This window comes from Streptococcus caballi DSM 19004 (assembly GCF_000379985.1).
Classification (GTDB): Bacteria; Bacillota; Bacilli; order Lactobacillales; family Streptococcaceae; genus Streptococcus; species Streptococcus caballi.
Genome location: NZ_KB904123.1, coordinates 1 through 12029 on the forward strand (window position 1 = coordinate 1; position 12029 = coordinate 12029).

The following is a 12029-nucleotide window of genomic DNA, read 5'->3' on the forward strand; positions in this document are numbered from 1 at the left end:
AACCAAATAAAAAATCAAAAAGCCAGATTTTATAGGCTTTTTATCCAGTTAATTTCTGCATATTCAGGTACTGCAATCCCCTCCTCTCCTTTTATCCCCTTGATGTTACAAGGGCTTTTGTATATTCACCCGTTTTCCATCCGTCAAATTTGAGGTTTAGGAATTACCTAGAGCTAATTGTCTGGATTAAAACAAAAAATCTGATTGTTAAAGTATCGTCAGTTTCATTTGATCTTGGAACGAAAAACTAGATGTTAAGCAAAGTAATACAAACTCAAGTAAAAACTGATCAGATGATTAAGCTGCTCAGAAGCTGGCCGTTTGGGTGAATGTTGAAGAGTTGTTTTGTTACATACCATGGTTGGAATTTTCCTGTGATAATGTTAGCTAACTTTAGAATTGAATGAAGGTAAGAAGAACTTAATTCTGAATTGGATTTATCAGCCTATTAATATCTTTAGAAGTGAGTTTTTTTCTTTGCATTTTCAAATAGTTGTGCTATAATACATATTAATAATACAGAGAGGGGCGGAGTTGATTCTTCGCCTCTTATGTGTGTCATTATCTTTTAGCTTGAAGAGAGGCTTTGTAGACTCTGTTCTGTTTTAGTTAAGGAGGGGATAGCAATCGCAAAAGTTGATATTATTGATATCGTGACGCAAGTTGTCGCACCAGTTATAGAGGCACCTTTTGAACTAGTTGATGTCGAATATGGAAAAATGGGCGGCGACTATGTACTCAGTATTTTAGTAGATAAGCCTGATGGTATTACGGTTGAAGATACGGCTGTTCTAACGGACATCATTAGTCCGCTGTTGGACACCATCAAGCCTGATCCATTTCCCGACCAGTATATGCTGGAGGTTTCCAGTCCTGGTTTAGAGCGCCCTTTGAAAACAAAGGAAGCTCTTAAAAATGCCATTGGTTCTTACATTAATGTTAGTCTCTACAAAGCCATTAATAAGGTTAAGGTTTTTGAAGGTGACTTGGTTTCTTTTGAGGATGGGACTTTAGTTATTGATTATTTGGACAAGACTCGTCACAAGATGGTGGAAATCCCTTACGAGGCAGTAGCTAAAGCACGTATGGCCGTTAAATTATAAGTGTTAGGACAAGTTTAGCTAGCTGGATTTGTCGAGTTTTAGAAAGAAAGGATGCTAGCTCTGCTATTGGGCACGAGCAAGAAAGAAAATGAGCAAGGAAATGCTAGAAGCCTTCCGTATTTTGGAAGAAGAAAAACACATTAACAAAGAAGACATCATTGATGCTGTTACTGAGTCATTGAAATCTGCTTACAAACGTCGCTATGGTCAATCAGAATCATGTGTCATCGAGTTCGATGAGAAAACAGGCGACTTTAGAGTTTTCACAGTGCGTGAAGTGGTTGAAGAAGTTTTTGACAGTCGTCTTGAGATTAGCCTGTCAGATGCTCTGAAAATTAGTTCAGCTTATGAACTTGGCGATAAAATTCGCTTTGAAGAATCTGTTGCTGAATTTGGTCGCGTCGCTGCGCAATCAGCTAAACAAACTATCATGGAAAAAATGCGCCGTCAAATGCGTGAAGTGACTTATAATGAGTACAAACAGCATGAAGGTGAAATCATGACTGGTACGGTTGAACGCTTCGACCAACGTTTCATCTACGTTAATCTTGGCTCTTTGGAAGCTCAACTGTCTCATCAAGATCAAATTCCCGGTGAAACATGGAAATCACATGACCGTATTGAAGTTTACGTTTATAAAGTTGAAAATAATCCAAAAGGTGTCAACGTTTTTGTCAGCCGTAGCCATCCCCAATTCATCAAACGCATCATGGAACAAGAAATTCCTGAAGTTTTTGATGGAACAGTGGAAATTATGAGCGTATCTCGTGAAGCGGGTGATCGTACTAAGGTTGCCGTTCGCAGTCATAATCCTAATGTTGATGCTATCGGAACCATTGTTGGTCGTGGTGGTTCAAACATCAAGAAAGTCATCAGCAAGTTCCATCCAAAACGTTACGATGCTAAGACTGGTGTCGAAGTGCCAGTAGAAGAAAACATTGATGTTATTCAATGGGTTGACGATCCAGCTGAATTCATCTACAATGCTATCGCGCCAGCTGAAGTTGACATGGTTCTCTTTGATGATGAAGATTCAAAACGTGCGACAGTTGTTGTTCCTGACAACAAATTGTCACTTGCTATTGGTCGCCGTGGTCAAAACGTTCGCTTGGCTGCTCACTTGACAGGCTACCGCATTGACATCAAGTCAGCTTCTGAGTACGAAGCCCTCGAAGCAGAACGTGAAGCTCAAGCTGCCGCTTTAGAAGAAGCCGCACCAACAGAAGCAGTGTCAGCCGAAGAAGCAGCAGTTGAGCCAGAAGTATTAGAAGACGCAGAATAAAAAAAGAAATACAGAGGTGTTTTATGGCCAAAACAAGAAAAATACCTTTAAGAAAATCAGTTGTTTCAGATGAAGTGATCGATAAGCGTGATTTGCTTCGCATTGTCAAAAACAAAGAGGGTGAGATTTTTATCGACCCGACGGGCAAGAAAAACGGCCGTGGTGCTTACATCAAGCTAGACAATGAAGAAGCTCTCCTAGCGAAGAAGAAAAAGGTCTTCAATCGCAGTTTCTCTGTAGAAGTTCCAGAAGAATTTTACGATGAATTGATTGCCTATGTCGATCACAAAGTCAAAAGAAGAGAGTTAGGACTTGAATAATTTAGATCACTTGTCAAATCTTATTGGCCTTGCGCAGCGTGCAGGAAAAGTCATTTCAGGTGAAGAGCTAGTAGTGAAGGCCATTCAAAATGGTAAGGCACAGCTTATTTTCCTAGCTAGTGATGCAGGCCCAAATCTGACTAAAAAAGTAACTGATAAAAGTCACTATTATAAAGTAGAAGTCTCCACAGTGTTTGATACACTGGAATTAAGTGCTGCACTCGGTAGACCGCGCAAGGTGGTCGCTATTGCAGACGCTGGATTTTCAAAGAAAATGAGGACTCTTATGGTATAAAAGAATAGGAGGACATCAATTGTCAAAGAAAAGATTACATGAAATTGCTAAAGAAATTGGCAAAACCAGTAAGGAAGTTGTTGAGCATGCGCAAGCACTTGGGCTTCCTGTTAAGAGCCATTCTTCTAGCGTTGAAGAAAGTGATGCTAAGCGCATCGTAGCAAGTTTTGGCGACAAGCCTAAGGCTGAAAAGTTAGCACCTGCTACGGTTGAAAAAGCTACATCAGCACCTAAACAGGAAAGTAGGCTAGGAGCACAGCCTCAAGCAAAAGCTGAGGTGCAAGCTGCTCCTGCCAAACCGGCTGAGGAAGCACCTGTTAAGCCAAAACCTCAAAGCCGTAATTTCAAGGCGGAACGCGAAGCGCGTGCTAAAGCAGAAGCGGAACGTCGTGCTAACGGTGGTGGGCGCGATAATCGTAATGGCAATCGCAATAATGATCGTCGCGATAACCGTCGTAATAATAACCGTAACCAGAGTCACAACGACCGTAATCAAGGTAATGGTCGTCAGGATAATCGCAACACCCAAAGTCGTGACCGTAATTTCCAAGGAAATAATCGGAACGACAACCGCCGCAATGACAATCGCAATCAAAATCGTCAGCAGCAGACTGGACCACGTATTGATTTCAAGGCGCGTGCAGCTGCTCTGAAAGCGGAGCAAAATGCGGAGTATTCCCGTACTAGTGAAGCCCGTTTCCGTGAACAAGAAGAAGCCAAGCAGCGTGCTGTTCGTGAAGCACAGGCTGCGAAACAAGCTGCTATCAAAGCTCAAGAAGCGGAGCGTCAGGCACAATTAGCTGCGCAAGCACAGGCTGATGCTCCTAAGAAAGCAGAAGCTAAGAAGCAAACTGTAGCTACTCAAACAGCGCCAAAGGTACAGGATACTCGTCGGAAGAAACAAGCTCGTCTAGAGAAATCACGCGACCATGATTATCGTCATGAGGATGGACCAAAGCAAGCTAAGAATAAAAAGTGGAATAGTCAAAACCAAGTGAGAAATCAAAGAAATAGTAACTGGAATAACAGCAAGAAGAATAAAAAAGGGAAGAATAATCGTAACGCAGCGGCTAAGCCAGCTACCGAGCGTAAATTCCATGAATTACCTAAGGAGTTTGAATATACTGAAGGTATGACAGTTGCGGAAATCGCAAAACGTATCAAACGCGAACCTGCAGAAATTGTAAAAAAACTCTTTATGATGGGTGTCATGGCAACTCAAAACCAATCTTTAGATGCAGATACCATTGAGCTCCTTATGGTGGATTATGGCATTGAAGCTCACAAGAAGGTTGAGGTGGATAATGCCGACATCGAACGTTTCTTTGTTGATGAAGACTATCTCAATCCGGAAAATATGGTTGAGCGTGCACCAGTCGTAACCATCATGGGACACGTTGACCACGGTAAAACAACCCTTTTAGATACTTTGCGTAATTCGCGTGTAGCAACAGGCGAAGCTGGTGGTATCACTCAACATATTGGTGCTTATCAAATCATTGAAAATGGTAAGAAAATTACTTTCCTTGATACACCAGGACACGCGGCCTTTACATCAATGCGTGCACGTGGAGCTTCAATCACTGATATTACTATCCTGATTGTTGCTGCGGATGATGGTGTTATGCCACAAACTATCGAAGCTATCAATCATTCAAAAGCTGCTGGAGTTCCAATTATTGTTGCTATCAACAAGATTGATAAACCAGGTGCTAATCCAGAGCGTGTTATCGGGGAATTGGCAGAGCATGGTATTATTTCGACTGCATGGGGCGGTGACTGTGAATTTGTTGAAATTTCAGCTAAATTCGGTCAAAACATCGAAGAATTACTTGAAACAGTCCTTCTTGTTGCTGAAATGGAAGAACTAAAGGCAGATCCAACAGTTCGTGCTATCGGTACAGTTATCGAAGCTCGTCTTGACAAAGGTAAAGGGGCAGTTGCAACCCTTCTTGTTCAACAAGGTACCCTTCATGTTCAAGACCCAATCGTTGTTGGAAATACCTTTGGGCGTGTCCGTGCTATGGCTAACGACCTTGGCCGTCGTGTGAAATTCGCAGAGCCTTCAACGCCAGTTTCTATCACAGGTCTGAACGAAGCACCTATGGCAGGTGACCACTTTGCCGTTTATGAAGATGAAAAAGCTGCGCGTGCAGCAGGAGAAGAACGTGCTAAGCGTGCTCTCATGAAACAACGCCAAAAAACACAACGTGTATCACTTGAAAATCTCTTTGATACCCTCAAAGCTGGTGAAGTAAAATCTGTCAATGTCATCATCAAAGCTGATGTTCAAGGTTCTGTTGAAGCCCTTGCTGCCTCGCTTCTCAAGATTGATGTTGAAGGTGTCAAAGTTAATGTAGTTCATAGTGCAGTCGGAGCTATCAACGAGTCAGATATTACCCTTGCTGAGGCATCAAATGCTGTTGTCATCGGATTTAACGTCCGCCCTACACCGCAGGCCCGTCAACAAGCTGAAACAGATGATGTGGAAATCCGTCTTCACTCTATCATTTACAAGGTGATCGAAGAAGTAGAAGATGCCATGAAAGGGATGCTTGACCCAGAATTTGAAGAAAAAGTCATCGGTGAAGCTATTATCCGTGAGACCTTCAAAGTTTCCAAAGTGGGAACTATCGGTGGATTCATGGTTACTAGTGGTAAAATCACTCGCGATTCAAGTGCTCGCGTTATCCGTGACGGTGTCGTTGTCTTTGATGGCAAACTTGCTAGCCTTAAACATTACAAAGATGATGTGAAAGAAGTTGGTAATGGTCAAGAAGGTGGTCTCATGATTGAGAACTATAACGATATTAAAGTGGATGATGTGATTGAGGCTTATGTCATGGAGGAAATTAAGCGCTAATTGAAGAGCCAGTCAGTTTATCTTTTATGACTTCGGTAAGTTGGTTTATCCTACTCAAGTACAGTCTTCGCCTCCTGGCCGTGTGCTAAATGAAAACTGAACATACATGTATATTGTTGTTTGGTGTTTCCTAAAATCTTGCTCCCACCTTGCCTATTGTTTGAGGCTTTATAAAAAAGAAAAAGCTAGACTGTCTAGGTCTGGCTTTTCTAACAAGGCTGGTTTATCAGCTCTAAGACAAAAGAAAGGAATGGAACCCGAGCGGAAAACTAAGAATTAGAGGAGCCCCTTCTAGAATCAGACTTTCAGGCGACTTTCCAAATTTCAGTTGTTTTCTGTTTGTTCTTGGTATCATAATTATGGCTAACCATCGTATTGACCGTGTTGGTATGGAAATCAAGCGTGAAGTTAATGAAATCTTGCAAAAGAAAGTGCGTGACCCACGTGTGCAAGGTGTGACCATCACTGATGTGCAAATGCTGGGTGACTTGTCTGCGGCTAAGGTTTACTACACTATTCATAGTGATTTAGCTTCTGACAATCAAAAAGCACAAATTGGACTGGAAAAAGCAACAGGCACTATCAAACGTGAACTGGGTAAGAATTTGACCATGTACAAGATTCCAGATTTGATTTTCATTAAAGACGAATCCCTCGAATATGGAAACAAAATTGACCAGATGCTTCGTGACCTTGAAGCTAAAAAATAAGGAAAATCATCAAAAGGACTGGGCGCAGACGCTCAGTCCTTTTGTGCTATAATAAGGAGTGGTTTTTAGATTGGAGTTGTAAGTTTGACATGAATATTACAGTTTATCTCGGTGCCAGTCTTGGTAAGGACAGCATCTATGAAGAGGCAACTATTGAGCTTGCCAAATGGATTGCGGCTAGGGGCAATAGCCTCGTTTACGGTGGTAGCAAGGCTGGTCTCATGGGCGTCCTCGCTGATACTGTTTTGGCAAATGGCGGTAAGGCTATTGGCATTATTCCTGAATTTCTCAAAGAGCGCGAAATTGCCCACGACAAGCTGACATCACTGACAGTGGTTGAGAGTATGAGTGAGCGTAAGCATCTGATGATGGAGATGGGTGATGTCCTCATTGCTCTGCCTGGTGGTCCGGGCACGCTTGAGGAAATCACGGAGGTCATCTCGCTGGCCCGGGTTGGCAAAAACAGCAAGCCCTGCGTATTACTCAACATCAATGGCTACTATAACCCGCTCAAGGCTCAGTTTGACGCCATGGTGGCAGAAGGCTTTTTGACGGCTGATGCCCGCGCTAAGATCCTCTTCACTGACAACTTCGAAGCTATTGAGCGCTTCGTTGCGACCTACATCCCACCTGCCTGGAGGAAATATTGATGGATTTGCATAAACTTTTTGAGAGTGACCCAGAACTGATGCGCCTTTTGAGGATAATAGCAGAGCTAGGCTTACAAGACTGCTGGCTGGCAGCGGGCACTCTGCGCAACTATGTCTGGAATGTCCTATCAGACCGACCAGGCTTAGAAGACGCCAGTGATTTAGATGTGGTTTTCTATGACCAAGCAGTTTCCTATGAGGACACGCTGGCGCTGCAGGCAGACCTCAATCACCGCTACCCCACCTATCAATGGGAAGTCAAAAACCAAGTCTATATGCATAGCCATAGCCCCAATACCCAGCCCTACCAGTCGGCTACTGATGCAATTTCCAAGTATCCTGAACGCTGCACTGCAATTGCTGCGCGCTTGAACGAACAAGGCCACATAGACCTTTTTCTTCCCTACGGCGCAGCAGACATTGAGCAATTTATCGTGCAGCCTACCCCGCACTTTGTTGCAGATCCTGAGCGCATGACCGTCTACCGCAAGCGCATGGCAAAGAAAGACTGGGCGGATAAGTGGGAGAAGTTGAGAGTGGAAGAGATGTAAACAGAAAAAAGCATTCGATCTATGAGCGAATGCTTTTCATTAGGGATAAATTAGTTTTCTTTGCGTTTCCAAGCTAGACCAAGTGTTCCAATGAGGGCTAGTCCTGTGAGAGTGAAGGCAATAGATCTATCTTCACCTGTAACGGGAAGTTGTGTTTTGTAGCTTGCTGCTGTATCACGATGGTTAGTAACCTTTTGAGTGACTGATTTGGTAATAGTCGCATTGTAAGCAGTTTGAATTTGCTTAGCTGTAGGCATTTGTGATGCAGCAGTTGGTTTACTAGCTTGAACAGCTTTGATAGGTTGTTTAGTTGGTTTCTCTGGTTCAACAAGTTTACTGATATCAAGCGTAGGTTTTTCTTCTTCGGTAGGAGCATCTTTCGGAATAGCAACGATAGTACCATCTGGGAGTGTTGAGATAATGCTAGTCTTTGCTTTTTCTTCCAAATCTTTGGCCTTGTTATAGTCAGCTAATATCTTGTCATAAGATGTTTTAGCACTCGTGTAGGCTGCTTGTGCGTCAGCTTGTTTGGCTTTAAGGTCAGCCAAGCTTGCTTCCTCAGTCGCGAGGTTTTCTTTGGCTGTAGCCAATGTGGCTTGCGCTTGGTCATAAGCTGTTTGAGCTGTCGCTAGCTTGTCCTTAACTGTGAGGAGAGCTTTATATGCCGCTTCGGCATCAATGAGCTTAGCCTGAGCCGTTTGTAAGTCTTGATTAGCCTTGTCACCGTTTTCCTTAGCTTGCGCAAGTTGCGTGTTAAGGTCGGCTAGGCTTTGTTTAGCATCACTAACAGCTTTTTGCGCCACTTTTTGGTCTCCTTGAGCGGATGCCAATGTTTCAGCTGTAGCTTTTGCTTTCGTCGTAGCAGTTGTTACAGCACTTTGAGCGTCCTCAACAGCCTTAGTTGCCGCATTTAATGTTTCTTTAGCTGTCGCCAGTTCTTTATTGAGGTCATCCGGACTAATGAGTTGTGCTTTTAAGTCACTGAGTTTTTGTGCTTGACTATCATAATTAGCTTGAGCAGCAGTTACATTGTTTTCAGCGTTTCTTGTAATGTCCTTTACTTTATTTACGAGCGCATTTTTTTCATTGGTCAATGAAGTAGCTTGTTTTTCAAATTGAGTAATTTGATTTTGTAAGTCAGTAACAACACTTGTATCTGGAATCTTGATTTCAGTAGTGTTGAAAGTTGATGTCTCAGAAGTAGCTTCGCTTTCTGGAATGGTGAAGAGTCTGACATAGTAGTTTTGGTCATCACTAGATACGGACACTGCTAAGTAGCCATTTACATCAGTGATGTTTTTGAAGTTATCAGGATCTTTTAAGTATTGATCAACTAAGTCATAGGCAGCATATCGAATCTTGTTTAGGCTTGTATCATCATAGCTGTATTTAGTCTCACTTCGTGAATAACCGTTGATAGTGATAGTGCTAATTGACCGACCAGTTATATTTCGATTGTCCTTGGTGCCGTAGTTACTAATTTTTGAATTATCTAAACCTTGCTTTTTAGCCGCTAGTCGTTTAGCATTGAGTTCTTTAAAAACATAATTGCTATCTTGGAAATTAGCGGTATAATCACTTGCAAAATCTAAACTACCTTCAGCAAGTCTCACTTTGGATTTACCTAATTGATTTAAAATACTGTTGATTAAGCTAGCAACATAAACATTTAGGTTTTTACTGTCTTCGCGGTTAATATCAGCAGGATCGTTATAACCTCGATCATATTGACTAACTGATTGGTACGTATTTGAAGCGTTAGTTAAATCTTCGAGAGCTTTATTCCAATCAGTGCTCTTGCCATTGACGTAGTCAACGTAACTTTGAGGTAAAGTGTAAGTTCCTAGACCAGAGAGCTGGCTTTGAGCAGTTTCCTGTTTTTGTTTAAGGCTAGTAATGCTGTTATTAACAGATGCAATGTCATTCTCTTTAGCTGTAATCTCTGCTTGCAGTTCATTGGCCTGTGCGATAGCTTCAGACTTATTAGCATTTGCTTGCTTGAGTTCATCGTTAGCCTTTGCCAGTACTGTTTCTTGTGCTTGGATATTCTCAGCAGTCTTTTGGTTTTTGGCTGGAATTTCAGCAATTTCTGTTTCGATAGATGAAACGCTATCTTGAGCTTTTTCTTCCTGCGCTTTAGCATCAGTCAATGCAGCTTCAGCCTTTGAAAGAGCTTCTTGAGCACTCACATTGGCAGTAGCGGCTTGACTGACAGCATCATTGGCCTTGTCCTGTTTAGCTTGTGCTTGCGCGGCTACGGCGGTTTGGCTGTCTACGGCTGCTTGTATAGCGCTTTGTGTAGTTGATGTAGTAGCTACTTCTGATGTTGCGGTAGCCACTTCTGTTTGCGCTGTGGTGATGGCTTGGCTAGCGGCAGCGATATTTTCTGATGTTGCCTCTTTAGCCGCTTCGCTAGTAGCTGCCAAGGATGAGTTTGCTGTGTCAGCTGCACTTTCAGCGGTAGCCACTTGTGATTGAGCATCAGCGACAGCTTGTTCTTGTTTAGCGACAGCTTGATTGGTTTGTGTCACATTAGCCTGCGCATTAGAAACAGTTGTTTCTTGTTTAGCGACTTGTCTAGCCAGTTCTTGTGCCATTGTTGCAGTGGCATAGCTGGTTTGGTCGGCGTTTGCTGTCGTGTCAACAGCATCGTCAGCAAATGTGGTGTTAGCAAGACTAACTGCTGCAATGGTAGTTGTTGAAAGGGTGAGTGATTTAATAAGCGTCTTTTTCATGTAAAACTCCTTTTTTGAAATTAGATTATCGTACAACGGAATATTAAATTAATGCCATACCAAAGACCTCCAAAATTTTTAAACTCTCTCTCTTTTCAAGAGAGTTTAATGTATAATACTACCATATTATACATTAAACTACTTGTCCTTCTGACGCTCTCTTATAGATCATTGAGTTTTGCTGATGTGACTTGTTGGTGTAGGAATTTTCTGAAAAATGTTAGTTTTCTCTTGCCATAAGTTTAGGGTCTATGGTATGATTAAACCTCTCTTAATTTTGCCAACGTTTTCATTTACTTCGTTTGACTGGGACAGCGTGCTGTTCCTTTATAAGGGAGCCCTTTTTCTTTGGTGCAGGAGGCCGATCCCCCAGGGGTTTTTACTCTCACACGCATGCAGGAGGCCGATCCCCCAGGGGTTTTTACTCTCGCGCACATGCAGGAGGTCGATCCCCCAAGGGGGTTATCTCTCGCACATTTGCAGGAGGTCAAACCCCTGAGGATTTTGTTTCTTGCATGCTTGCTTTGAGCACTTCCCTTTGAAAAGCTGCTCTAAGGCTGGCTACTAGGGTATCAGCTCTGCTATTTCCCATCAAAAAAAGAAAGAGAGGGTGCGGCAAGGCGAGGAGAGAAAGAAATGATAAAAGACTGGAGATTTGCCATGGAAAAAGACAAATACAGCCTAACGGTTTTAAATACCAAGAACCTTCCCCTTGTGGATGCGGCACAGTTGTTGCAGCGCTTTGTCACACAGGTGGATGAGGAGCAGTTGACCCTTGGCGGTGACGAGGTTATTGAAACCTTGATGTCCGCTATTCGCACCCAGCTTCCCCTCTTTCAAAATAGCCTCAATAAGGTCAAGGGGAGTAGCGAGACCAGCACATTGCTTGATTTGGATAGGGAGCGCGACCAAGATTTGCAGGTGCTCTTTGATGCGATTAGCCTGCATCGCTATACCAAAGACCTCAATAAGAAAGCGGCCTATGACTATCTGCGTCGCTTATTTGCCTCTTATAAGGGGATCAAGCGTGCTGACTACGAACGTGAGTCCGCTCTGCTGACAGGTCTGTTGAAAACTCTGGCTCAAGGAGAGGCAAAAGAAGCCGTTGAAGCCCTGAACATCAAGCATTATGTGACGGCTTTGGAAAATAGCCAAGCTGCTTTTGAAGAGATCTTTAGCAAGCGAGCAAGAGTAGAAAGCAAGAAAGTCACCATTGATAGCAGGCAGCTGCGCGACGATCTCTTGAAGTCCTATCGTAAGCTTGGGCTTTATCTAGAATTGCGTGCCGATGTCATCAAAGACCCAGTTGCCCAAAATTTATTGGTCGCTTATAATTCAGGCCGCAAATACTTGGCTGATAAGCTGGCACGCCAAACGATCAAGAAAAAAACAAAACCATCTGATGATGAAGCAGACGATAAAGAACAGTAAGAAGCAGACAGGTCGTTTTAACTGACCTCTAGCTGACTTTCCTGACAGGAGCAGGGGCTAGTGATGGCTAGCTGGTCTTGCTCTGAAAA

General features: G+C 43.0%; 9 protein-coding genes and 2 pseudogenes. 10 read left to right on the forward strand and 1 reads right to left on the reverse strand.

Annotated features, from left to right (window positions below):
* Positions 1 to 620 precede the first annotated feature (620 nt).
* The 9 genes and pseudogenes from rimP to A3GS_RS0110900 all read left to right on the forward strand — a co-directional run bounded on the left by rimP (position 621) and on the right by A3GS_RS0110900 (position 7774).
* Positions 621 to 1103, forward strand: coding sequence for a ribosome maturation factor RimP (gene rimP, locus A3GS_RS0110865; RefSeq protein ID WP_026216388.1), 483 nt, complete (start codon positions 621 to 623; stop codon positions 1101 to 1103).
* Between the two features lie 88 nt (positions 1104 to 1191).
* Positions 1192 to 2385, forward strand: coding sequence for a transcription termination factor NusA (gene nusA / locus A3GS_RS0110870; protein ID WP_026216389.1), 1194 nt, complete (start codon positions 1192 to 1194; stop codon positions 2383 to 2385).
* A gap of 23 nt (positions 2386 to 2408) precedes the next feature.
* The gene (rnpM, locus tag A3GS_RS0110875) at positions 2409 to 2705 is read left to right on the forward strand and encodes an RNase P modulator RnpM (protein ID WP_018365421.1); all 297 of its coding nucleotides are present in this window, start codon (positions 2409 to 2411) and stop codon (positions 2703 to 2705) included.
* A complete protein-coding gene (locus A3GS_RS0110880; RefSeq protein ID WP_018365422.1) occupies positions 2698 to 3000 on the forward strand; it encodes a YlxQ-related RNA-binding protein in 303 nt (100 codons plus the stop codon). The genes rnpM and A3GS_RS0110880 overlap by 8 nt, the downstream gene beginning before the upstream one ends.
* Before the next feature lie 19 nt (positions 3001 to 3019).
* Positions 3020 to 3112, forward strand: a pseudogene (locus tag A3GS_RS13365) (translation initiation factor IF-2 N-terminal domain-containing protein); the annotation flags it as partial.
* Positions 3113 to 3283: 171 nt separating this feature from the next.
* Positions 3284 to 5863 (forward strand): annotated as a pseudogene (infB, locus tag A3GS_RS0110885) (translation initiation factor IF-2); the annotation flags it as partial.
* 359 nt (positions 5864 to 6222) lie between these two features.
* Entirely contained in the window at positions 6223 to 6573 is a 351-nt protein-coding gene (gene rbfA, locus A3GS_RS0110890) for a 30S ribosome-binding factor RbfA (protein ID WP_018365424.1), read from the forward strand.
* Positions 6574 to 6662: 89 nt separating this feature from the next.
* On the forward strand, positions 6663 to 7223 hold the full coding sequence (locus A3GS_RS0110895; protein WP_018365425.1) for an LOG family protein: 561 nt from the start codon (positions 6663 to 6665) through the stop codon (positions 7221 to 7223).
* On the forward strand, positions 7223 to 7774 hold the full coding sequence (locus A3GS_RS0110900) for a nucleotidyltransferase family protein (RefSeq protein WP_018365426.1): 552 nt from the start codon (positions 7223 to 7225) through the stop codon (positions 7772 to 7774). The genes A3GS_RS0110895 and A3GS_RS0110900 overlap by 1 nt, the downstream gene beginning before the upstream one ends.
* Positions 7775 to 7824: 50 nt before the next feature.
* Here A3GS_RS0110900 and A3GS_RS0110905 read toward each other — a convergent pair whose 3' ends face one another.
* Positions 7825 to 10509 (reverse strand): SEC10/PgrA surface exclusion domain-containing protein, encoded by a 2685-nt coding sequence (locus A3GS_RS0110905; RefSeq protein ID WP_018365427.1) that lies wholly within the window; start codon positions 10507 to 10509, stop codon positions 7825 to 7827.
* A 636-nt stretch (positions 10510 to 11145) separates the two neighbouring features.
* Between A3GS_RS0110905 and A3GS_RS0110915 the strand changes: the two genes are divergently transcribed.
* Positions 11146 to 11940 (forward strand): DUF6261 family protein, encoded by a 795-nt coding sequence (locus tag A3GS_RS0110915; protein WP_018365429.1) that lies wholly within the window; start codon positions 11146 to 11148, stop codon positions 11938 to 11940.
* Positions 11941 to 12029: the final 89 nt, after the last annotated feature.

What these genes read in the sequence shown, in the direction of transcription:
- A3GS_RS0110915 (WP_018365429.1), top strand. Translation starts at nt 11,146, where the DNA reads ATGATAAAAGACTGGAGATTTGCCATGGAAAAAGACAAATACAGCCTA.
- A3GS_RS0110895 (WP_018365425.1), top strand. Translation starts at nt 6,663, where the DNA reads ATGAATATTACAGTTTATCTCGGTGCCAGTCTTGGTAAGGACAGCATC.
- rnpM (WP_018365421.1), top strand. Translation starts at nt 2,409, where the DNA reads ATGGCCAAAACAAGAAAAATACCTTTAAGAAAATCAGTTGTTTCAGAT.
- A3GS_RS0110900 (WP_018365426.1), top strand. Translation starts at nt 7,223, where the DNA reads ATGGATTTGCATAAACTTTTTGAGAGTGACCCAGAACTGATGCGCCTT.
- nusA (WP_026216389.1), top strand. Translation starts at nt 1,192, where the DNA reads ATGAGCAAGGAAATGCTAGAAGCCTTCCGTATTTTGGAAGAAGAAAAA.
- A3GS_RS0110905 (WP_018365427.1), bottom strand. Translation starts at nt 10,509, where the DNA reads ATGAAAAAGACGCTTATTAAATCACTCACCCTTTCAACAACTACCATT.
- rbfA (WP_018365424.1), top strand. Translation starts at nt 6,223, where the DNA reads ATGGCTAACCATCGTATTGACCGTGTTGGTATGGAAATCAAGCGTGAA.